The sequence below is a fragment of the Vibrio sp. 10N.222.49.C12 genome (assembly GCF_041475025.1).
Taxonomy (GTDB): domain Bacteria; phylum Pseudomonadota; class Gammaproteobacteria; order Enterobacterales; family Vibrionaceae; genus Vibrio; species Vibrio crassostreae_C.
Genome location: NZ_JBFRVF010000001.1, coordinates 70,242 through 92,192 on the forward strand (window position 1 = coordinate 70,242; position 21,951 = coordinate 92,192).

Genomic DNA, 21,951 nt, shown 5'->3' on the forward strand with positions numbered 1-21,951 from the left:
TATACCAAAAAACAGGAGCTATTTGTAGAGTGAAGCGTCGAAAGTCGACGAAAAATACCGATATTGTCTACTAGCGTCTATTATTTAAACATCGACTTATCAATTCAGGGTCATATACACTGGTTATCCATCCAGACAAAAATATGAAAACTTGGTGTTACCTATGGACACTCGTCACCTTAGTAATTTCTCTTTGCCTTCATTCACTCGCTCGTACCGTATCCTCGCCATTATTTTAGGCTTCATTTGCTTGATCGTTTCGCTCTACAGTGACAATCCAAAGTTACTGATCGTGGGTGCTTTTTGCAGTATTGCGCTTCTGGGAACTGGCTACTATTTGATGCTGCGCAGCCGAGTGATGTTCACACTTACCCCGACTCATTTTCAGCAGCACTTTTACAAAGGGGGTTGGGTTTTAAAATGGAGTAACATCCAAAAAATTGGTCTTTGCACTTATGAACAAGATGGTTGGCATCAACCTCTGCCCTGGGTCGGAATTAAAGTAAAAGATTACTCGCCCTACCTCGATTCGATTTGCCCTAAAATAACTTGTGAATTATTGCTCAGCCAACGAGCACTTTTGTACTTAGGAGCCAAACAAGCAGGCAAAGAGTCCAACTTTGAGGATATGGTTCTCGACTCATCGCATTACCATGCGCGTTGTACTGAAAGTGGCTGTGTCGAACTAAGCCAATACAAAGAGTCGCAGAATACCGACAACGTAAATTTCAACGATAACCAATCACAGGACAACCTTGATTCACCGAATGAGACAAACAGTCCAAACGCGGTGATTAAAAACTATTCTGGATTGCAGGCGATGCTTGCCAACAGAATGAAATATCAAAGGGGCTTCCACGGTTATGACATTTTCATATCAACCCATGATTTGAATATGAGTGGAGAAGAGTTTGTGGGGCTGGCTCGACGCTACTTGGCTGCCGCTGAACGTCTTTCTGATTAAGGTTTACCAGTAAGTTCACACACAATAAAAAAGCTTAGCTTTCAGGACAAAAGCTAAGCTTCATTTTCAATCAATCGACACAAATAATCGGTTGGAAAATCAAAGATTTAATTAGTACAGAGGCATTTCATCTGCGACGAACGGGTTTGATGCACGCTCGCGACCGAATGTCGATTCAGGACCATGGCCCGGAACGAATGTTACGTCACTGCCTAGTGGCCAAAGCTTAGTCTTGATTGAAGCGATAAGCGTATTGAAGTCACCTTGTGGGAAGTCAGTACGGCCAATTGCGCCGTTAAACAACACATCACCCACAAACGCTAAACGAGCTTGCTCACTGAACAGTACAACGTGACCTGGCGTGTGGCCCGGCGTGTGAATCACATCAATCACTTGATTACCAAAAGTGACTTTGTCGCCCTCTTCTAACCAAGTGTTTGGTTCAAAAGCTTTACACAGTGGGAAACCAAACATCTGACTTTGATTCTCTAGACCTTGTAGCCAGAAGTTGTCTGCCTTATGCGGGCCCACAATTTCAACCTTCAAGATCTCAGCAAGTGGTACCGTACCGCCAACATGATCTAAGTGACCGTGCGTCAGTACCAAGTTCACAACCTTAACACCGAGTTCTTCAATGATAGCCGCGAGTTGTTGAACATCACCGCCCGGATCGACAACGATGCCTTCCATGGTTTCATCACACCACACAATCGAGCAGTTCTGAGAAAAAGAGGTAACAGGTACAACTTGATACTTAAGAGACATATACAAACCTTAAAGAGCGAATCTGGTGAACAACTCGAATATCGCTATGTTATTGGCAACAAACCCAACAATAACAAACTAAACAGCAACAAACTGAGCAGCAATAAACCGAATTATTAGAACAAACTGAAATTTGGGCAAACTATGACATTGGATGTCTACTTTGACAAGTGCCTACCGTATCACTCAATAACTCAGCTTAGCTCTACCAGCTGCGAACTGGACCAGTATCAATGTGGATGAAGTTACTACGAGCGTAATAACCAACACCACCTGCTTGCAGACTTTTAGCTACGTCTCTCAGTTCCTTTAAATCAACACCATCGATACGAAAATCGATCGCTTTACCAAGCATGTGATAGCTCTTTTTAGCGACACCACTCGACTTAGAGCGCAACGCTTCGTTGGTTGCTGGAGAGCGGTAGCCAGAGATGATTTGAACTTCTTTTTGAATACCCAGTACATTTTGAATCTGAGTAATCTGATCAAACAGGTTCTTATCCATTGGATGAATCTCATTGCGGCGGAAGTCACGGCACAGTTTGCTAAGGCGTGCCATCTCGTCACCAACATAGTTAGTGCCATCGAAATAACAAGTCTCTAATCGTTCACCAGTGTGAAGATTGTTCATGCTAATCGTTCTTGGTTGATCCGGGTATGAAGCGAAAGCGATAGAAGGAGTAAGAGAGGCGACTACAGCAGTACCACCAGCGTAAGTCAGAAACTGACGGCGTGAAAATAAACTTTGAGACATACAGCAAAAAAACCAATTAGATCGAACGAAAAATGCACGATACATAATGGAATTTGCTGCGTCAACGTACAAAAACCGTGCAAAACGTTAGTATTTGTAACCTTTGCACGGTTAGTTATTGATACTCATTATAATTTTATCAATAGAAGCTTGGTTGTCATTTTTCAGTCAAGATCACCTTTCTTGACCATATTTCAATCAACCGCCCTCTTTATCATATTGGTAGATATCACCGCGGTATTGTATGCCTCCTTCTTCAAACAACACGGTTTGATAAATGATATGCACTGGAATTCGCTTCTTGAGACGAACCTTAGTATTGGGCGCAAGTTCATCATCCTGATTCGGCACTTTCTTTACCTTAGTCGCAAATAACAACTCCGCGAGTTCCTCGGCATGCTCAACACGAATACAACCAGAGCTATAGGCGCGGAAGTCATCGTTAAACAAGCTTTTACTTGGGGTGTCATGGAGATAGATGGCTCGCTTGTTGGGCGTATTGAACTTATACAAACCCAATGCGTTACTAGAGCCTGCTTGCTGGCGCATTCGATAAGGAAAAGAGTTAAAGTTAATCGTTTGCCAATCTATCTCGGTAGTATCGACAGTTTCCATCGAACGCCAACCATCGATCACTTGAAAATTGTGTGTTTCAAGATAACTCTCGTCGGCTTTTACTTTAGGCAAGATATCTTTAACCATGATTTTCCATGGCACGTTCCAAGTCGGATTTAAGATAACCGAATCAAGCTTTATCTCTAAGAGTGGTGTTTTTCTCGATTTTCTCCCAACCACAACTTTAGATTCAAAAACCTCTTCCCCATCTTCCCAATACTTCATATCAAAACTAGGTACATTCACCACAATCAGTGAGTCTCTATTTCTTGGCCATAAGCGGGCACGCTCGGCGTTCAATGCTAGGGAAGTAAGTCGATCATCAAAGCCCATATTGATCCATTTGATCGTGTCTGGCCCGATGATCCCATCATCCGTAAGACCGTGCATGCGTTGGAAAGATTTAATCGCCTTTTGCAGATCTCGATCGAACTTGGGAAAATCGACCGCGATCATCGAGGTATCAACACCAACCAAAGCAATGCGCTCAACAAGAACCGTCTTGTCTGAAAGCTCGTCACCCAAGCGCTTCAAACCTTTCTGTCTATATCGTTCAATATTGAGTTCAGAGGCGGTTTCTAACACCGAATAGGTTGCTTTGAATTGGTCAAAATCCCCAACAGGCGGCGCGTAAGACAACACCATCTCCAATAAGTAATCATTGGCGACGCTGCTTTTTAAGCTCATCAGGATATGCGGAGAAGGCGCTGGTAATTTGGAATGCAGCTTGCCCGAGAAGTACCACTCTTTACCGGCAAGCGGCGCATTTTCAACGTAGCTCAGGTAGTAGATAAAAGTATCGGTGAGTAATATGTCCAACTCTTGCCATTGAGCATGGGATTGATAGTGACGAATTTGCTTGAGTTGTCGATCGAAGAGTGGTGCCATTTGCGCTTGTTCAAGAAGCGACAATTGGAACTCAAACGCTTTAACCAGCTCAGGAGAATCCCAAAGGATAGGCAGAGAAGTGTCTTGATAGATACTCTGTGTGAGCTCTGGATATATAAGCATGAAAGAGAGTTCTGATTCCGCCGGAATGAAACGGCTCTCGTCAGAACTCGCATAGCTCCATGCATGCACGGAAACTAACACCAATAATCCACAGAAGTATTTTGCTAACATGCTTAACTCCGTCACCAACAATTCCATAAGTATGGCAAAGAAACGGGAGTAAGCATGTTATTTTTTAAGGGATTTATGAATCAAATTGCACTCCAGTGATTATCCCACTGGACCGATGATTGCTGAGTTGATTTCTCATAAGGCTTGCGCTGGCTAACCACACTGCCCGCCCCAGAGCTTAATCGAAACTCACCATCAAACAGCACAGCACCAGAAGCGTCAGATAATGCAGACAGTTCTACTAATTCTTTGGTCTCTTTCGACCAAATACCGTAGCAATTGCCTCTTGGCGAAGTCGCAATAATCCAATCGTCTGACGCCGCAATACTGGCGATATAGTGATTGAACCTTGCCCATTGCTCAGGCTCTGCGTTCAGTGATTCAAACTGGCCGCCTTTAGTATGCATCGCCAATAGCGAAGGATACTCATCTGGTTCACCACGATATTGCTGGCCACAAAGTACCGTTTCAGCACCATCATGGGCTAAATGTCGAATGCTCAGCTTCTTATCCAACAATTCAACCTGATCAAGTAACACACCTTCAGGAGAAACATAACTCAAGCTCGGCAGCATCGAATCGAGGTTTTTCGGTGTTCTACCATCAGTATGAACGCCACCAACGCCGATCGCGAGATTACCATCCGGCATGATGATCACTTCATGTGGGCCGATACCGAAATCAGTGAACTCTTCGACCTTACGATAGCCTTGCGCGACATCGTAAACGCCAATCACGCCTTGGCTGGTGTCGGTTTTCCCTTCGGTGGCATACAGTAACTTGCCATCTAATGAGTAAACCCCATGACCATAGAAGTGGCGGTTGTTACCTTTGACGACCATTTTGATCTGCTGACCGTTTTTATAGTCAAACACCATAAAATAGTCACCAGGACGACGAGCAAAAACCACCGCATGCGATGAGGTTGGGCAAATCGCGACGCCATGGCCACGATTGGGGATGGGAAGTTGGCTCAGTGGCATGCCAAATTCGTCAGCTACAACTGCAGAATATTGACCACGACCATTAAGCGCACAGCCAATCAGTTGGGGATCGTTCGACGCACTCACCCCATCCTTTCGAGTCGCACACCCAAACGGAAGCAATGGAACAGCTGCACAACCCAGTGCAGCCTTGAGTAACGATCTTCTCGTATTATCAGTCACCATCGGTAGCATTAAATCCTATTACCACGCCAAGCTCTATCGCTACTTCTTCATGAATCAGGTACTTCAAACGTTCTAGTTTGTTGTATTGAGTCAGCACCTCTCGGTAGCCCTCTTTGCTCTGTAATAGAGTAAACAAGCTAGAGTCTGTAGGCCAAGTATCTAAGGTTAGCGTGAACTGGGCAGCTACACGATCGGCAAGGTCATTTAAGCCCTTTTCTCTCAATAAACCATCAAGACCATTACCATCTGCTAAGTACAATTTCTCTAGCGCCGCTACGTTCGATTTCAGCTGAGTCATTGAGGTTTGAGCGCGCCATGATTCCGAGAAGTAAGGGCGTGGATGACCAATTTTAGCCATCGGACGACTCAGTTTTTTCATGCTGTAATCAAGTTGATTGGTCAACAAAGCGATGTACTCCGATTCCCAACGCATCTCGTCCAGTGCTAACCACGGGTTAACCTGCCAAGCTTCAGCAATAGAGGCCGATTTCATCGCCAGGTTTTGTGCGATAGCTTGTGAAGATAGACAACCTGAAGCTTTGTCTTGAAGCAATGGAGATTGCTCGTCGTACAGAGACCACTCCAAGGCGCCAAGCCCTTGAACAGTCACACTCTGCTGTGCGATTTCATCTTGTGACCAAGCTTTATCTTGCTGAGTCAGTTGACGCATTTTTAGACCTGTGGTGTTCTTTTTGTCTGGCCAAAACTGAACATTCCAGCTCTGTTCCAATGCCGATGTTGGGCCTCTTTCTTGTCCTTGCAGTGCCATCCAGCTGTTCATGGTGAGCTGCCACTGATTTTCCAACGCATCCAGCTCAATATTGTTGGTTTCACAGTAACCCTGCATCAAGACTTCCAGCTCACCGGCTTGCTTAGCGAATAGCACGGCTGAATCAAACTCTTGTTGATACACGCTACGGCTGATATGAGCAGTCGTGTCTGCTTGATAAGAGACACCGTTAACCTCAGATGAAGCCGTTTGCTCACCCGATGATTGGCAGCCTGCCATAATTAATGCCGACAAAGGCATTAACAAAAATTTATGTGTCATGCTGTTACCTTACTTCCTAATTTTTCTTTTAATTATATGAGTTCATTAAATGCGAAACGACCGCTGGCCTCGTATTGCTACAAGTTCAGCGGCGCTAAGTGGTTTAATAGCGGCTTTCTTAAGTCATTAGCCGTTAACTAAACTGAATTCAACTCAGCTTATAACGAGTTTAAAAACGCCAATAACGCTTCACGCTCGCTGCTACTAAGATCTAAAACGTTTTGTTTCGCCATTTCTGCTTCACCGCCATGCCAAAGCACAGCTTCCATAACATTTCTCGCACGACCGTCATGAAGTAAGAAGGTGTGACCATTCACTTCTTTGGTATAGCCTAATCCCCACAATGGCGTGGTGCGCCACTCTTGACCGTTTGCTAGATACTCTGGGCGATTGTCGGCCAAGCCTTCTCCCATATCGTGCAGTAACATATCGGTATATGGGCTGATTAGCTGTTTAGACAACGCAGGTAAGCCTTCACGTTCTGCTGTGCGAATTTCAGCTTGGTGGCAACTTTGGCAACCAATAGCTTTAAACAGTTTTTTACCTTGAACAACCGCAGGCTTATCAACGTTGCGACGAATTGGAACCGCCAAATGCTGCGAATAGAACTCAACAAAATCTAGGATATTATCGCTGACTTCAGGTTCACCACCATTTGGAAAATCATCACAGGTTGATTGAGCTGATGTGCAGTTTTCGTTCGGAAATAAGCTGCTTGTCAGGCCTAAGTCACCGTTAAATGCCGCCGCGTTTTGCTGCATTAAGTTTGGCTGCCCGGCTTTCCAACCGAAACGACCTAGCGCCATTTCATTGGTTTGAACATCAAGAACATAGTTGGCTTTACCCGACACGCCCTGTTTGTCTGCCAATTGCTGCTCTGCAAATCCAAGAATCGTTTCTTGTGGGATACTTTCAAGCAAACCAAGACCAATCATTGGCGGCGCCACTCGAGCTGAAAACTCGGTCTTAGGATGCATCTCGCCGAAAGCAAGTTCAGTAATATTTAAAGTGGGTTTACGCAGAGTAACGACGGTACCGTCTTTGAATTCAACAGGAACATCCGTGTAGCTAATGTTCACTTTGCCCTCTGGTTTTACACCTTGAAGCGCAAAATCTTGTAGCTGACCGCCGTACGTCGGCTCTGGAATTCCACCATCTCGAATGAAGGCTTGTCTCTGCTCTGGCGTTTCAGCCGGAATGCTTAAACGAACCAACATGGATACTGCGTTCTCATCTCCTTCTTCTGGCGCGTGACCACGACCATCTTTGATGTGGCAGTTTTGACAGCCGTTAGTATTAAATAGTGGTCCTAACCCATCACGAGCATCGGTTGATGACGGTGCAGGAACCCAAGGGTTTCTAAAGAAGCTATTACCTACGCTGAAATCCAAGCGCTTACTCATTGGTAGATTGGCTGCGGGAAGGGAAAAAGCGTTCGCTCCCTCTTTCTTCACGGTCGTTTTGCCGCCAGAGTAGGTTTCATGAGCGTGTAATGGAGATACGAAAAACAGTGCGGTTAATAGTGAGGCTGAGAGATACGACTTCATACATTGCCTTGCTGTGTTTTTGATTTTAGTTTTTATGTGGGTGTGGCTTTCTTGAGGATCAAACAATTAAGGGCTCAATCAGAGCCCTTACATTTGTGTCGGCTCGGGTTCTTAGAACTCGTGATCCGCTGTGTCTGGGTTTAGGCTATCAATGCCAATCACACCCGCAGCACGCTCAATAGCCGCTGTTTGAGACACTAGCGCAACAATTGTTTTGTTTACTAGTGCATTACCCGCAGCGTTGTCAGCAGCGATTAGCTGATCGAAGTGCTGGTTGTTTTTCTCTGCAGACGTTACTAATTCGCCTACTTGTGCACGTGCTAGGTCAAACTGCTTTTGAATCTCTTTCGCAGCTTGCTCATCTTTTTGCTCTACTAGGTCGAACAGGCTTGGGCCGGAAAGCAGAGTACCGTCTTCACGCTTGTATAGACCCGTGTAAACGTTGTAGATGCCTTGCTCGTTGTAGTAGTGAGAGTTGTGCGTGTTATCAGAGAAACAATCGTGCTCGTCTTCAGTAGAGTTTGCTTCTAGTGCAACCTTCATACGCTCACCCGCTAGCTCACCTAGAGACAGTGAACCCATGCCGAATAACATTTTACGTAGGCCGTTTTCGCTAGATTCAGAAAGCAGTTCTTGACGGTAGTTGCCTTTCTCGCCTTCAGCCCACTGCTTTTCCATCCATTCTAGGTCTTGGATAAGTAGCTCAGCAGATGCTTTTAGGTATGCGCCACGACGGTCACAGTTGCCGTTAGTACACTCAGCGCCAACAACGAAATCAGTGTAAGCACGCTCACCTGCACCGCTGTTTGTACCGTTTAAATCTTGGCCCCAAAGTAGGAATTCAATTGCGTGGTAGCCAGACGCTACGTTCGCTTCAGAACCACCGATCTCGTTCAAGTCTGCGATTAGCTCAGGGGTGATGTTGGTTGCATCAACGGTAGTCTGACCAATTTGGAAAGTCTTGTTAGCCACGATGTTTGCGCTAGCGCCTTCGTTACCAAGTTCATATTGGTAATCAGTCGAAACATAATCAATCAGGCCTTCATCAAGTGGCCATGCGTTCAGTTGGCCTTCCCAATCATCAACAACAGCGTTGCCGAAGCGGAAAACTTCTGACTGTTGGTATGGTACGCGAGACTCAAGCCAAGCTTGTTTTACTTGTTCGAAGTTGCCAGCAGAAGGAGAAGCTAAGAAGGTATCAATAGAAGAGTTCAACGCTTTTGCTGTAATTACTGAATCTGCAAACACGGCATGAGCAATATCTGCGTAATGTTCTACAACTTGATCTTGAGTTACTGCTGCGAAAGAAGAAGCAGAGGCAAAAAGGAGTGACGAAGTTACGGCTTTTGTCACTAAAGATTTAATGGTCATGAAGCATCCTTGTTGAGCTTTAAATTATTATTCGTAGTAATAGTGCAAACCATTATCATTTGCACTACGGATTGAAATAATACAAACTTACAATTTTATTGCAAGATAAATACAAAAAAACCTCACATATGTGAGGTCTTTAAACATTTTTATGTTAAGCGTAACAAAGAGGCTAATCAGATATCCAGATTATGCTTACCGTGTGAGACTTTTGCCTTCAGGTAGCTTTCATTACCCGATTTGATATGAGCAGAGGTATTCACCACTTCTTCAATCTCAATACCAAAAGATTTTAGCTCATTGATCTTCTTAGGGTTGTTGGTGACTAAGCGGATTTTTGTAGTACCTAAGGCGCGTAGCATTTCAGCAGCTTCAGTAAAATCACGCAAATCGTCACCGAAACCTAGATGGTTATTGGCTTCGTAAGTGTTCATACCTTCACTTTGCAGGCGGTATGCATCGATTTTATTGTATAAACCAATACCACGACCTTCTTGGCGTAAGTAAAGGATCACCCCACCCGTCTCACCCATAATTCTAATGGTTTCGTCTAACTGCTCGCCACAGTCACAGCGAGAAGAATGGAAAACATCACCAGTCAGGCACTCAGAGTGCATACGAACAAGAGGTATGTCTTGTGTCTTGTCTGCTGATTTAAATATCACAGCAACATGCTCTTTATCTGTTTTCAATCCATGAAAAGACAGAAGTTCAGCATCTATACTGCTTGTTACCCCTACTTTGAAATCTATTCTGGCACGCACTTCCGCCATAGCTATACTCACTTGAAAATTCGATGTATTTAACAACACTACATTATATGTCTAGGCAATATTTTGTAGCTAACTATCTAATGATAGACACTATGAGGCTGTTAACAATTTTTTTCAAGGTCGACCTCGTACAAATTGTTATAATATAACAATTATTTTTCACATAAGAAAAAACCCCACATTGGGATGACCAACATGGGGTTATAAATTAATCAGTTGCGGCTAAGACTACGATTTTTTACAGAACGATCAACTTACTTGAGTTTGCTTCCAGATGACAAGCTGAACCCAAGCGTTCTCTAATTCGGTTAACTCTTCTTGAGTAAGCGTAGAAATGCTCGACTTTGCACTGTATTTTTCTGCCCATTTATCAGATCGGACATGAGTATGGAACTCTTTCTTTAAATTTGAGATTACGTTATCCACAGATACATCCTTATATAGCAGTGCTTAGCCTTTATAATCGGTCAATGTTACAAAATACAGGTCAATTGGTAAACAGTAATACACAATTTTTATGAGCTCTTCCTAACACTTTTTACTGATAAATATATAAATAAGAGAAATAATAGGCTCGGTAGCAACCAAAGTAATAGATTTGAAACCTTCATCGCCGGCTTATAAAGTACAAATTCACCAAATCTTTCCGTCATATATCGAGTAATCTCATTATTACTCTTCCCTGCTTTCACCATATTGAACACAACAAGGCGTAAGTCTTTTGCTATTGGTGAGTTGGATTCAATCAGATTTTGGTTTTGACATTGTGGGCAGCGTAACGTTTTCGCCAAGCTAATAGCACGTTGCTGTTGTTCTGGGTTTTCAAACTCAAACAGTTCAACTTGAATACTCGTATCTTTATTACTGGCAGTAAACAGATCTTCAGCCATGGTTGAAAGGCTAATCACTAAAAGAGCTGACAGCATAAACAAGGTTTGTACTAGAGACTTCATCATCCATTCACACCATCAAAATACATCGCAAGCTCATCTTTCCATACCATTTCATTAATCACGCCCAATAGCTTTTTAATGATCTGGCCATTGGCATCAACCAAATACGTTTCAGGTGTGCCGATTACGCCCAACTCTAATGCTAACTTGCCTTGAGGGTCACTGATCACGGTTGAGTACGGGTTGCCATCGTTCGATAACACGTTAATCGCAGCCCCAGAGTTATCTCGATAATTAAGCCCAACGATGGGAATGCCTTTATCGTGAAGTTGAAGCAAAAATGAATGTTCGGTTTTACATATCCCGCACCAAGATGCCCATACATTAACCAGTTGATAAGGGTGCTGCGTGACATCAGTAAGCGTAACTTTCTGCTGACCACTGACGCCTTCACTATTCACTAACGCACTCGATGTAAATTCTGGAAATGCCCTTTGTTGTTCAGACACCATGGTCGATTGCTGCTTATTATCAAGCGCAAAGACAAATCCCAGCACCACAATCAATGCTAAGGCAATTAGAGTAATTAGCTTGTTACGAACGCTGGTATGCATACTGTGACGCCTTAACGGTTTTCTTTTTACGATGAGTTAACGAAAGCAGTGCCCCCAGTATGGATATCAAACCACCGAACCAAATCCAGCGCGCATACGCTTTGTACTGAACACGGAATGCATAAGCGGTTGAATCCACTTTTTCACCCATGGTGATATACACGTCGCCATGCCAGAACCACTTCATTGCTGGCTCACTCATGTTCATTACTCTGACTTGGTAATGTCTTCTCTCTGGTTCGATAGAAAATGCTTGTTCGTCGGCATGGAGGTTGAGCAAGGCTCTTTCTGCCGTAAAGTTCGAAGCGACATAGAGTTCTGTATCGCGATGAGAGAGCGTCCAGTCCATAAACTCAACCTCTTCACTTGGGCTCAATTTGTAACTTCGCTCAAATGAATGGTAACTGTTCATCGCGGCGCCTATCGCTAATAGTGCGACACCCACATGCGCCAACGTCATCACCCATACTTTGCGTTGAAACTTAGAGTTGCGCGTTACCGCCAAGCCGTAAACATGAGTCAGAGCTACCCAAAACGCAAGTGACCATGTCATTAGCACCATCACTTGGATCGCTTCAACTTGCAAAACATAAGTTACAAAGCCAAGGCAGAGAGACAATAAGGCAATAATTCCAATCACACCTTTCGACGCTTGAGGTTTGATACTGAGCAATGGCGCTAAACCTACCACTGCCATCGCGAGCAGAGCCAACGGCGCAATGAGTAAATTAAAATAAGGTGCACCTACGGATATGTTTCCAAGGCCAAGTAATTCAAAAACCATTGGGTAGAAGGTACCAAACACCACCACCGCCGTAGCCAGTACAAATATAAGTACCGCCACTAAACTCAAAAAAATTTTACTCGCAAAGCTAGTGATTGGATCCGACTCGAAAGATTCACCACGAACAATAAGAAGAGAAAACGAACTCACTAACACCAAAACCAGTATCAGCAACAGCGCGATACCTTTGGTTGGGTCAACAGCAAAAGCATGAACGGAAGTGAGGACGCCAGATCGAACAATAAAAGTACCGAGGATACTTAAACAAAACGTAATGAAAGCAAGGCTAAGTGACCACTTCAGCAACTGTTGCTTGCCTTTAGCAACACCCAAACTGTGCAATAGAGCGGTTGATGTTAGCCAAGGTAATAGGCTGGCATTTTCTACCGGGTCCCAGAACCACCAACCACCCCACCCTAACTCGTAGTATGCCCACCAAGAACCAAGAATGATCCCAGCGGTTAAAAAGCTCCAAGCGACCAAACAACAACTGCGACAATGAGCGACCCAATCGAACTCAATCGGATCCACCAGCAAAGCGGCCACAGCAAATGCCAAGACCACAGAGAAACCAACATAACCCAAATACAACAGAGGCGGATGGAATATCAAACCAACGTCTTGCAGCATAGGGTTAAGATCGCGCCCTTCAAGTGGCAAGGTGGAGTTCAATTCAAACGGATTCGAAGCAAACAAGGTAAACCAGGCGAATATCGCGAGTAACACATTCATCACCCACAATACGCGGCTCTGATACTCAGAAGAATATTGCTTTTGTAGGGCAATCACACCCGACCAACAGCTGATGGTTAACACCCAAAATAGCAATGAGCCTTCATGTCCAGCCCACACAGCGGCCATTTTGAAGAAGGTGGGTAATTGAGTATTGGAGTGTTCTGCAACATAGAGGATGGAAAAGTCGTCACCGACAAAGGCATAGCCAAGTAAAACGATAGCGCCAATGGAAAACAAAGCGCTAGAGAGGGAGAAACTGCGAATTAAAGCCACATTTTGTGCTTGTTTAGTTAGCATTTGATACATCGAATGCACAGCAATAATGCTGCTGAGAACAGCGACTAAAATTAAACTAAACAGCCCCAAAGAACCGACCATATCACCTCAATCAGGATCTACCTAAGCAGAACCAAGTTAAACCATTATTGGCATTGATTGCTCAACTAGCTGATGTAACTCAACTAGCTATTATTACTCAACTAGCTACTGTTACTCAGCGAAAAGAAATTTAGTGAGCAGATGTTTAATATCCAACATCCACTCACTTATAACCTTGAGCGAAATTAAGCTAACGTTAATTGTCCTGCATAAAGGACAAACGTTCTTAGCATTAATACGCCCATCAGGCTCAGCGAAGTAACAGAGAAAATATACACAGTACTATGGCGAACCGATGCTGGTGTCACGGCGTTAAGCAACAAGGGTAAAACCATACCCACACCAATTACGCCATACCAGAACCAACTTGCCCAGAAACCACCGCCAATGGCGTTCCATACTGCCTGTTCACTTTGACCACCAGCAAATATCAACCCAGTGAAGAAAGTAACAAGGACAAACAGTTCAAACATAACAACAGGACGTTCGAAGCCGTGGATCCAAGAAATACTGGCACTATGCGGAGACTCCTTAAAGACCAACACACCAAATAAAATACATGCCGCCGCTCCCGAGGATAAACTCGAGAATAAGAACAATATCGGCAACACTGGGTTATTCAGCATTGGGAAGGTATTTAGCGCAGAGAGTAAGAAGCCAGTGTAAGCCGCAAGTAATAGCGCAAGCACAGCCAAGAATATTTCAAAAACATTCTCAAAAGATTCTAATTTGCCAATCCAGTTACTGACAAAATCGAGTCGCCCTTTTAACCATGCTTGATCACTCAAGAATACGGCAACCTGATTTCGGAATATAATGCCGATCCAAACAAATAGGATCACCATATACACTTGGAATAAGATCACACCCATCGACATCACTGACGTCGGATTATAAAAGATCATGATCTTCCAAAATGATAGTGGTTTCGTCAGGTGGAAAACCAAGATCAATAAACCTGAGATGATCCCGAATGGTGCTAGAAAAGCCGTTGCCTTTAATACACCATTATTCGCTGGATCCCCATCAATAACCTTTCTCTTGAGATAGATCGAGATCATCACTGCACCCGCTGACATACCCGCCAAAAACAGATAGATAGCAATGATCCAGTCCCAAACCACGGTACCTGATTGAAACGCTGTATCCCATGCACTCATAATCAAATCTCCCCTTTTTGGTGTGGCACTTTATAGAGTTTTGGCTGAGTACCTAGATAAGCCTTATCTCTGTAAACCACTTCAGATTTAAGTACCTGGTTTATCTCGCTCTTAGGGTCATTTAAGTCGCCAAATATCAGCGCATTGGTAGGGCAAGATTCAACACAAGCAGGTAATTTACCTTGTGCAAGATTGGTATCGCGGCAGAAGTTACATTTGTCGGCCGACTTATTCTCAGGATGGAAGAAGCGCACTTGATATGGACAAGCTAGCAGGCAATAACCACAGCCGACACACTTCTCTTTATGTACATCAACAATTCCTGTCTTCTCATCTTTATAGGCGGCGCCTGTTGGGCAAACCATCACACAAGGTGCATTATCACAATGTTGACAAGAGTTACGAGTGAAACGGTAATCAACATTTGGATATTCACCTTGAGGTTCGCTCTTTATGATTTCTAAGCGCGATACGCCTTCAGGCACTTTGTTTACTTCACGACACGCCTCAGTACAAGCAGTACAGCCAATACAAGCGGTTTCGTCATGAACCATTCCGTAACGCTTGGTGCCATCTTCCTGAACATTCGCCAGCGTTTTGCGGCTTGTAACCGCTGCAGTACCTGCAACACCAGTTGTGAAAATAACGGCACCCGCGCCAGCTAAAAAGTTTCTTCTTGAGCAGCTCATAGATTACTCCCCTTCTTTCTTCTGGTTGAAGTCTGAATGGCAATCCACACACAGCTTGATGGTTTGCTTTTTATCTAAGCCAAGCACCTTCGCTTCACTCGCATGCACATCGTGACAGTTTGAACACGTTAAGTTTTGTGCGTGTACGTCATGAGTCCAACTCGCTTCGCGCAGATCATCAGGCTTATGACAATCTATACATTGGCTGTTGGCATCTAGGATTAAGCTAGGATCGAGGAAAACCTTTTCGGTTCCGGGTTGTGATTGAGCCGCGCGATACTTCACCACCTCAGGTGCACCATCACGGTGATCGGGGCCAATAGAACTATGACAATCTGTGCAATTCACTTCACGGCCAAGCAAAGCGTGCGCACTCTCACCATGTGAACCAAATACCGTTTCTTTAGAATCTTTATGGCATTGGACACACTTGTAATCTTTGTCACGTATTAATTCGACTTCATGTCTTGTTGACTCTCCTACTGGCGTAACAGCATGCTCTGCAACAGCATGAATGGAATAACCATAGAGGCAGAATGCTAGAAGGGATTTAAGCATTATGACTATGGCCAATTTAATATTGCCCATTTTATCCTTTCCTTATACCGGCATTATTTAACTCTCAACTAAATAATATTCCGGTTAAACAAAAGTACCCTTAAACGATATTATTACCGCTTAAATGATATCAATTCTTATTTTGGATAAGCCACAACGCTTTCTATATTTAGAATATGCCCCTAATTAGGTAAAGCGAAATATACAAAGGGTAATATGTGAACACAATCACCCTATTTATAGTGAGGGCATGTCGGGTAATTGTTTGTTATATATGATAATAATTCTCAATAAGACCAGTCTAACTTGATGTCCACATACCCCTTTAGGGCTATATAAACTTCAACGTGATTGAAGTCACTGTCATTAATTGATCTAAAACAAGCAAACATCCGACACGTAACAAAATGTGTTTATTTATGAATTAATATAAACAGCAATTCTCCAGTTCTTAATTTGAATAGCAAACTCACAACGCTTGGTATAAAAATCAGTATATTGGAGATATCACTGTGAAAAAGCATTGGATACGTAATTCCGTCACAGCATTATTAATGGTTAGCGCATCACTAGTAAGCGCGACCAGTTTTGCTGCGTCTGAACAAAAAGAAATTGGTGATCCTCGTAACGACCAGTTCGAGCAAAACCACCCAGATCAATACCATTCATGGAGACAAACGTCAGAGAGCGAAGCCATTGAAGACGCACTAAAAGAAGATCCAAACATGGTTATTCTATGGGCGGGCTACGGTTTCGCGAAAGACTACAACAAAGCCCGCGGCCACTTTTATGCGGTTGATGATGTAAGACAAACCCTGCGTACTGGCGGACCAACCGACGAAAATTCAGGCCCAATGCCAATGGCGTGCTGGAGCTGTAAAAGCCCAGACGTAGCACGCGTTATTGAAGAGCGTGGTGAAGACGGCTACTTTGAAGGTAAATGGGCTCGTCTTGGCAGCGAGATAGTCAATCCAATTGGTTGTGCCGACTGTCACGATACTCAAAGTGAAGGCTTTAAAATTGGCGAACCTGCACTAAAGATCACTCGTCCTTATGTTGAACGTGCGTTCGATGCGATTGGGAAGAACTTCGAAGAGCAAGGTCGCTTTGATCAGCAAGCCTCTGTGTGTGCTCAGTGTCACGTGGAATACTACTTCACGGGTCCAACCAAAGGTGTGAAATTCCCTTGGGATAAAGGGACGCGTGTTGAACAGATGGAAGAGTACTACGATCAGATTGGTTTTAAAGATTGGACACATAAAGTCTCTAAAGCACCAATGCTAAAGGCTCAGCACCCAGGTTACGAAACTTGGCGTGAAGGTATTCACGGTAAGAACAACGTCGCTTGTGTTGACTGCCACATGCCTAAAGTGACGAAAGAAGACGGTACCGTTTACACCGACCATAAAGTAGGTAACCCGTTTGACCGCTTCGAAGACACTTGTGCTAACTGCCATACTCAATCTAAAGAGACCATGCGTAACATCGTTTCAAGCCGCAAAGCTCAAGTACTAAACATGAAGCTGACCGCTGAGAAACAAATCGTAGCCGCTCACTTTGAAGCAGGCGCAGCATGGGAAGCAGGCGCAACAGAACAAGAGATGGCACCTATCTTACAAGATATTCGTCATGCGCAATGGCGTTGGGACTACGCTATCGCATCTCATGGTGTTCACATGCACGCGCCTGAAGTAGCCCTAGAGGTTCTTGGAACGGCTGTTGACCGCGCAGCAGACGCGCGAACTAAGATTGTTCGTCTACTTGCGAAGAAAGGCATTACCGATCCAATCGAGATTCCAGATATCTCAACCAAAGAAGCCGCTCAGAAAGCGCTAGGAATGGACATGGATAAGATGAATGCTGAGAAGCAACACTTCTTAGACACCGTGGTTCCTAAGTGGGAAGAGCAAGCTGAAAAGCGTGAAGCTAACTACGAATACTAGTTCCTTCAAATAGACCAATAAGATAAAACCAGTCACACTGTAAAGGTGTGGCTGGTTTTTTAGATTTGGGCGCACTCAACCGTCCCAATTTCACATTACCTTTTAGCTAATTCAAGGAACAAAGAATGAAGCACTTACTTTCGCTTTCGGCATTATGCATCGCATTAACAAGTTCAGGACTTCACGCCTCAGAACGAGCAGAAACAGGGTGGGAAATGATTGAGGAAGGTGCGCTGGTCGTTGATGTCAGGACACCAGGAGAGTTCAAGCAAGGTCATCTGGACAATGCGATTAACTACCCTCTTTCTGAAGTCGCTACGCACTTTGCCAGCATAGACAAAGCTCAACCTATCGTTTTGTATTGCCGCAGTGGTAACCGCTCAGGACAAGCTTACCAGTATTTGAAAGCTCAAGGGTTTACACAGATCCACAACGCTGGCGGTTTAATTGAGATGCAAGAAAGCAAATAATCTCGAAATTACAGATAGTGCCCGTTTAACGGATCATTTGCTTAGCTTGGTTGATCGAATGGATGATAGAGACACGATCAATGCCTTTCTGGTTAGAATCGAGAATTTGAGTCCAAGCATCGATCGCTTGTTGGTAGCGCATACTGATGAAGTGATCGGTCGCTATCAACATCAATGCCGTACGATCGTTGGGATCAAGCTCCATGGATTGATTTAAGAGCACTTTCACATCATCACTCATCGCCTGTGAACTTAGGTAATACAAGGCGCTCGCTTTAGCTGCATAAAGCCCTGAAGGCGCCTGTGGGTCTAAACGAATCGCATAGTCGTAACAGGTAAATGCAGCATCAAACTCCCCTTTCTGCATATAAACACCACCAAGCTTAAACCAAAGGTCTGATTGATTAGGGTCTTGCTCCAGGCTCTGCTGAAGTTCATTTTGGAAATCTGTTGCTGTATAGCTGCTGTCGTCACTTGAAGTAAGTTGAGGGGCTTCTTGTTTCATCTGAGACCAAACCAGAATGCTGGCTAATATCGCCACACATGAAATAAGGAGGTTGCCTTTAAGATGACTGGTTTTTCTGTTTGATGCGATCACGATTGCCACTAGAAATAGGCTCATTAGCAGCAAAGCAATCAGTAACCAGATATCCATTCCATTCTCCTTTCATTGACGCTTTACTGTACCTTTTTCTCACTAAAACAATATTGATCGAGGTTTAGCTATTGGCTTTTAAACAAGTCACAGCCAAATTCTAGGTAATAAAAAACCGAGCACAATGGCTCGGCTTTTTGTCTCAACTTCTATTTATAGAAGTGAAAGATTACTCAGTGTCTTGCTCGCTATCAGAAGCGTCTGATGCTTGCTCTTCACTTGATTCAGAAACGACTGCTGCTTCAGCGTTTGCTACTTCAGCTTCGCCTTCAACAACCTCAGCTTCTTCTACTTCGTCGATACGTTGTAGACCTACAACGTTCTCGTCGTCAGAAGTACGAATCAGTGTTACACCTTGAGTGTTACGACCAACTTGGCTCACTTCCGCAACGCGAGTACGTACTAGCGTACCTGCGTCGGTGATCATCATCATTTCGTCGCCTTCTTCAACTTGAACAGCGCCAACAACTGGGCCATTACGTTCAGAGACTTTGATAGAAACCACACCTTGCGTTGCACGGCCTTTCGTTGGGTATTCAGCTAGTTCAGTACGCTTACCGTAACCGTTTTGAGTCACAGTTAGGATATCGCCTTCGTTAGAAGGAACAATCAACGATACTACTTGATCGTCTTCTGGAAGCTTCATACCACGAACACCAGAGGCAGTACGGCCCATTGCACGTACTTTGTCCTCGTTAAAGCGAACAACTTTGCCCGATTTAGAGAACAGCATGATGTCGCTATCACCGTTAGTGATGTCAACGCCAATCAGTGAATCATCGTCACGTAGGTTAACGGCAATTAGGCCGTTAGCACGTACGTTTGCGAACTGATCCAGTGATGTCTTCTTAACAGTACCGTCACCCGTTGCCATGAAGATGAATTTCTCGTTAGAGAACTCAGAAACAGGCAGGATAGCCGTGATACGCTCACCTTCTTCTAGAGGAAGAATGTTAACGATAGGCTTACCACGAGCAGTACGACTTGCTAATGGCAGTTGGTAAACTTTCAGACGGTATGTCTTACCACGAGTAGAGAAACATAGGATGTTATCGTGAGTATTAGCAACAAGCAGACGCTCAATGTAATCCTCATCTTTCATCTTAGTTGCACTCTTACCTTTACCACCACGACGCTGAGCTTCGTAGTCGCTTAGGATTTGGTACTTAACGTAACCTGCGTTAGAAAGCGTTACTACAACGTCTTCTTGAGCAATCAGCTCTTCCATGTCGATGTCATGAACTGCCGCTGTGATTTCTGTACGACGCTCGTCGCCATAGATTTCACGTACTGCTTCAAGTTCTTCACGGATAACTTCCATCAAACGCTCAGTGCTTGCAAGAATGTGCATTAGCTCAGCGATCTCTTCTAGAAGTGCTTTGTATTCGTCTAGAATCTTCTCGTGCTCAAGGCCAGTTAGGCGGTGAAGACGAAGTTCTAGAATTGCTTGTGCTTGTGTTTCCGTTAGGAAGTATTGACCATCGCGGATGCCGTATTGGTCTTCTAACCAATCAGGACGAGCTGCGTCAGTACCTGCACGCTCAAGCATTGAAGCAACGTTACCAAGATCCCAACCACGAGACACTAAACCAACTTTAGCTTCTGCTGGTGTTGGCGCGCTCTTGATCAGTTCAATGATTTCATCAATGTTAGCAAGTGCTAGAGACAATGCTTCAAGGATGTGTGCACGGTCGCGTGCTTTCTTCAATTCGAAGATAGTACGACGAGTCACAACTTCGCGACGGTGGTCTACGAAGCACTTAAGCATGTCTTTGATGTTGAACAACTGTGGTTGACCGTTATTCAACGCAACCATGTTGATACCGAAAGTCGTTTGCAGTTGAGTTTGAGCGTATAGGTTGTTAAGAACCACTTCGCCTACTGCATCACGCTTACATTCAATAACAATACGCATACCGTCTTTATCAGACTCGTCACGCAGTGCACTGATGCCTTCTACTTTCTTATCTTTAACCAGTTCAGCAATCTTCTCGATCAAACGAGCTTTGTTTACTTGGTAAGGGATCTCAGTAACGATAATGGTTTCTTTACCATTCTTCTCTACTTCGATATCCGCTTTTGAACGCATGTAAACCTTACCGCGGCCAGTCTTGTAAGCATCTACGATGCCTTTACGACCACTGATAAGTGCTGCTGTTGGGAAGTCAGGACCAGGGATATAGTCCATTAGCTCATCAATAGTGATATCTTCATTATTGATAAATGCTAAACAGCCATCAACAACTTCACCAAGGTTATGTGGTGGGATGTTGGTAGCCATACCTACTGCGATACCAGAAGCACCGTTTACCAATAGGTTAGGAATTTTTGTAGGAAGTACTGCTGGAATTTGTTCTGTACCATCGTAGTTCGGTACGTAATCCACAGTTTCCTTATCAAGGTCAGCCAGGAGCTCGTGAGCAATTTTCGCCATACGAACTTCGGTATAACGCATTGCAGCCGCGGAGTCGCCATCGATAGAACCAAAGTTACCTTGGCCATCAACTAGCATGTAACGCAGTGAGAACGGTTGCGCCATACGAACAATAGTATCGTATACAGCACTATCACCATGTGGGTGGTATTTACCGATTACATCACCTACTACACGAGCAGACTTTTTATATGGTTTGTTCCAATCATTACCTAGTACATTCATCGCGAACAAAACGCGGCGGTGTACAGGTTTTAGGCCATCACGCACATCTGGAAGGGCACGACCAACGATGACGGACATCGCGTAGTCTAGGTATGAACCTCTAAGCTCATCTTCAATATTTACGGGCGTGATCTCTTTCGCTAGATCGCTCATAGAGCCATTTTCCCTCTATAGTCAGATCGTATTTTTGAATACGTATAAGACCGAAAAATATAACACAAATTTACCTACGGAGGCATCACTTTCCCTCTCCTTTTACCATCTTGTGACCCTTGTAGCCAA

Annotated in this window: 20 protein-coding genes; 3 read left to right on the plus strand and 17 right to left on the minus strand. The window is 44.2% G+C overall.

Annotated features, from left to right (window positions below):
- Nucleotides 1-163: 163 nt before the first annotated feature.
- The gene (locus AB4583_RS00275; RefSeq protein WP_017060955.1) at nucleotides 164-964 is read left to right on the plus strand and encodes a DUF2982 domain-containing protein; all 801 of its coding nucleotides are present in this window, start codon (nucleotides 164-166) and stop codon (nucleotides 962-964) included.
- A 111-nt stretch (nucleotides 965-1,075) separates the two neighbouring features.
- Here AB4583_RS00275 and AB4583_RS00280 read toward each other — a convergent pair whose 3' ends face one another.
- From AB4583_RS00280 to nrfB, 15 genes are all read right to left on the minus strand, one after another.
- On the minus strand, nucleotides 1,076-1,729 hold the full coding sequence (locus AB4583_RS00280; RefSeq protein WP_017060954.1) for an MBL fold metallo-hydrolase: 654 nt from the start codon (nucleotides 1,727-1,729) through the stop codon (nucleotides 1,076-1,078).
- Between the two features lie 205 nt (nucleotides 1,730-1,934).
- Nucleotides 1,935-2,483 carry a YcbK family protein gene (locus AB4583_RS00285; RefSeq protein ID WP_017060953.1) on the minus strand — a complete coding sequence of 183 codons (549 nt, stop codon included), beginning with the start codon at nucleotides 2,481-2,483 and terminating at the stop codon, nucleotides 1,935-1,937.
- 198 nt (nucleotides 2,484-2,681) lie between these two features.
- Nucleotides 2,682-4,220 (minus strand): murein L,D-transpeptidase, encoded by a 1,539-nt coding sequence (locus AB4583_RS00290; RefSeq protein WP_372116009.1) that lies wholly within the window; start codon nucleotides 4,218-4,220, stop codon nucleotides 2,682-2,684.
- A gap of 80 nt (nucleotides 4,221-4,300) precedes the next feature.
- Nucleotides 4,301-5,389 (minus strand): DUF1513 domain-containing protein, encoded by a 1,089-nt coding sequence (locus AB4583_RS00295; RefSeq protein WP_372116010.1) that lies wholly within the window; start codon nucleotides 5,387-5,389, stop codon nucleotides 4,301-4,303.
- Nucleotides 5,379-6,440 (minus strand): imelysin family protein, encoded by a 1,062-nt coding sequence (locus AB4583_RS00300; protein WP_017070259.1) that lies wholly within the window; start codon nucleotides 6,438-6,440, stop codon nucleotides 5,379-5,381. The genes AB4583_RS00295 and AB4583_RS00300 overlap by 11 nt, the downstream gene beginning before the upstream one ends.
- 158 nt (nucleotides 6,441-6,598) lie before the next feature.
- Nucleotides 6,599-7,987, minus strand: a complete 1,389-nt coding sequence (locus AB4583_RS00305) for a di-heme oxidoredictase family protein (protein WP_372051920.1) — start codon at nucleotides 7,985-7,987, stop codon at nucleotides 6,599-6,601.
- A gap of 111 nt (nucleotides 7,988-8,098) precedes the next feature.
- Nucleotides 8,099-9,358 (minus strand): imelysin family protein, encoded by a 1,260-nt coding sequence (locus tag AB4583_RS00310; RefSeq protein ID WP_372051919.1) that lies wholly within the window; start codon nucleotides 9,356-9,358, stop codon nucleotides 8,099-8,101.
- A gap of 176 nt (nucleotides 9,359-9,534) precedes the next feature.
- Nucleotides 9,535-10,131 carry a GTP cyclohydrolase II gene (gene ribA, locus AB4583_RS00315; RefSeq protein WP_009848836.1) on the minus strand — a complete coding sequence of 199 codons (597 nt, stop codon included), beginning with the start codon at nucleotides 10,129-10,131 and terminating at the stop codon, nucleotides 9,535-9,537.
- Between the two features lie 249 nt (nucleotides 10,132-10,380).
- A complete protein-coding gene (locus AB4583_RS00320; protein WP_017063565.1) occupies nucleotides 10,381-10,557 on the minus strand; it encodes a hypothetical protein in 177 nt (58 codons plus the stop codon).
- 89 nt (nucleotides 10,558-10,646) lie between these two features.
- Nucleotides 10,647-11,087: a heme lyase NrfEFG subunit NrfF gene (gene nrfF / locus AB4583_RS00325; protein ID WP_372116011.1), complete on the minus strand. Its 441-nt coding sequence runs from the start codon at nucleotides 11,085-11,087 to the stop codon at nucleotides 10,647-10,649.
- Nucleotides 11,084-11,638 carry a DsbE family thiol:disulfide interchange protein gene (locus tag AB4583_RS00330; RefSeq protein ID WP_372116012.1) on the minus strand — a complete coding sequence of 185 codons (555 nt, stop codon included), beginning with the start codon at nucleotides 11,636-11,638 and terminating at the stop codon, nucleotides 11,084-11,086. The genes nrfF and AB4583_RS00330 overlap by 4 nt, the downstream gene beginning before the upstream one ends.
- On the minus strand, nucleotides 11,619-13,535 hold the full coding sequence (locus tag AB4583_RS00335) for a heme lyase CcmF/NrfE family subunit (protein ID WP_372116013.1): 1,917 nt from the start codon (nucleotides 13,533-13,535) through the stop codon (nucleotides 11,619-11,621). Before AB4583_RS00335 ends, AB4583_RS00330 begins: the two co-directional genes overlap by 20 nt.
- 185 nt (nucleotides 13,536-13,720) lie before the next feature.
- Nucleotides 13,721-14,695: a cytochrome c nitrite reductase subunit NrfD gene (gene nrfD / locus AB4583_RS00340; protein WP_372116014.1), complete on the minus strand. Its 975-nt coding sequence runs from the start codon at nucleotides 14,693-14,695 to the stop codon at nucleotides 13,721-13,723.
- Between the two features lie 2 nt (nucleotides 14,696-14,697).
- On the minus strand, nucleotides 14,698-15,384 hold the full coding sequence (gene nrfC, locus AB4583_RS00345) for a cytochrome c nitrite reductase Fe-S protein (RefSeq protein ID WP_017072498.1): 687 nt from the start codon (nucleotides 15,382-15,384) through the stop codon (nucleotides 14,698-14,700).
- A gap of 3 nt (nucleotides 15,385-15,387) precedes the next feature.
- Nucleotides 15,388-15,972, minus strand: a complete 585-nt coding sequence (gene nrfB / locus AB4583_RS00350; protein ID WP_372116015.1) for a cytochrome c nitrite reductase pentaheme subunit — start codon at nucleotides 15,970-15,972, stop codon at nucleotides 15,388-15,390.
- A 482-nt stretch (nucleotides 15,973-16,454) separates the two neighbouring features.
- Between nrfB and nrfA the strand changes: the two genes are divergently transcribed.
- Together nrfA and AB4583_RS00360 are read left to right on the plus strand one after the other, a co-directional pair.
- Nucleotides 16,455-17,885, plus strand: coding sequence for an ammonia-forming nitrite reductase cytochrome c552 subunit (gene nrfA / locus AB4583_RS00355; RefSeq protein ID WP_170963067.1), 1,431 nt, complete (start codon nucleotides 16,455-16,457; stop codon nucleotides 17,883-17,885).
- Nucleotides 17,886-18,010: 125 nt separating this feature from the next.
- Complete coding sequence (locus AB4583_RS00360) at nucleotides 18,011-18,355, plus strand: rhodanese-like domain-containing protein (RefSeq protein WP_017063559.1); 345 nt, start codon at nucleotides 18,011-18,013, stop codon at nucleotides 18,353-18,355.
- Between the two features lie 25 nt (nucleotides 18,356-18,380).
- On the opposite strand, the gene AB4583_RS00365 is transcribed toward AB4583_RS00360, so the two are convergent.
- Nucleotides 18,381-19,010 carry a tetratricopeptide repeat protein gene (locus AB4583_RS00365; protein WP_017066842.1) on the minus strand — a complete coding sequence of 210 codons (630 nt, stop codon included), beginning with the start codon at nucleotides 19,008-19,010 and terminating at the stop codon, nucleotides 18,381-18,383.
- A 169-nt stretch (nucleotides 19,011-19,179) separates the two neighbouring features.
- Nucleotides 19,180-21,822 carry a DNA topoisomerase (ATP-hydrolyzing) subunit A gene (gene gyrA, locus AB4583_RS00370; RefSeq protein ID WP_017072500.1) on the minus strand — a complete coding sequence of 881 codons (2,643 nt, stop codon included), beginning with the start codon at nucleotides 21,820-21,822 and terminating at the stop codon, nucleotides 19,180-19,182.
- Nucleotides 21,823-21,951 lie beyond the last annotated feature (129 nt).

Bases quoted from the DNA above. Each gene is read 5' to 3' on its own strand.
- AB4583_RS00275 (WP_017060955.1), top strand. From the start codon at position 164: ATGGACACTCGTCACCTTAGTAATTTCTCTTTGCCTTCATTCACTCGC.
- AB4583_RS00280 (WP_017060954.1), bottom strand. From the start codon at position 1,729: ATGTCTCTTAAGTATCAAGTTGTACCTGTTACCTCTTTTTCTCAGAAC.
- AB4583_RS00285 (WP_017060953.1), bottom strand. From the start codon at position 2,483: ATGTCTCAAAGTTTATTTTCACGCCGTCAGTTTCTGACTTACGCTGGT.
- AB4583_RS00290 (WP_372116009.1), bottom strand. From the start codon at position 4,220: ATGTTAGCAAAATACTTCTGTGGATTATTGGTGTTAGTTTCCGTGCAT.
- AB4583_RS00295 (WP_372116010.1), bottom strand. From the start codon at position 5,389: ATGGTGACTGATAATACGAGAAGATCGTTACTCAAGGCTGCACTGGGT.
- AB4583_RS00300 (WP_017070259.1), bottom strand. From the start codon at position 6,440: ATGACACATAAATTTTTGTTAATGCCTTTGTCGGCATTAATTATGGCA.
- AB4583_RS00305 (WP_372051920.1), bottom strand. From the start codon at position 7,987: ATGAAGTCGTATCTCTCAGCCTCACTATTAACCGCACTGTTTTTCGTA.
- AB4583_RS00310 (WP_372051919.1), bottom strand. From the start codon at position 9,358: ATGACCATTAAATCTTTAGTGACAAAAGCCGTAACTTCGTCACTCCTT.
- ribA (WP_009848836.1), bottom strand. From the start codon at position 10,131: ATGGCGGAAGTGCGTGCCAGAATAGATTTCAAAGTAGGGGTAACAAGC.
- nrfF (WP_372116011.1), bottom strand. From the start codon at position 11,087: ATGATGAAGTCTCTAGTACAAACCTTGTTTATGCTGTCAGCTCTTTTA.
- AB4583_RS00330 (WP_372116012.1), bottom strand. From the start codon at position 11,638: ATGCATACCAGCGTTCGTAACAAGCTAATTACTCTAATTGCCTTAGCA.
- AB4583_RS00335 (WP_372116013.1), bottom strand. From the start codon at position 13,535: ATGGTCGGTTCTTTGGGGCTGTTTAGTTTAATTTTAGTCGCTGTTCTC.
- nrfD (WP_372116014.1), bottom strand. From the start codon at position 14,695: ATGAGTGCATGGGATACAGCGTTTCAATCAGGTACCGTGGTTTGGGAC.
- nrfC (WP_017072498.1), bottom strand. From the start codon at position 15,384: ATGAGCTGCTCAAGAAGAAACTTTTTAGCTGGCGCGGGTGCCGTTATT.
- nrfB (WP_372116015.1), bottom strand. From the start codon at position 15,972: ATGGGCAATATTAAATTGGCCATAGTCATAATGCTTAAATCCCTTCTA.
- AB4583_RS00360 (WP_017063559.1), top strand. From the start codon at position 18,011: ATGAAGCACTTACTTTCGCTTTCGGCATTATGCATCGCATTAACAAGT.
- AB4583_RS00365 (WP_017066842.1), bottom strand. From the start codon at position 19,010: ATGGATATCTGGTTACTGATTGCTTTGCTGCTAATGAGCCTATTTCTA.
- gyrA (WP_017072500.1), bottom strand. From the start codon at position 21,822: ATGAGCGATCTAGCGAAAGAGATCACGCCCGTAAATATTGAAGATGAG.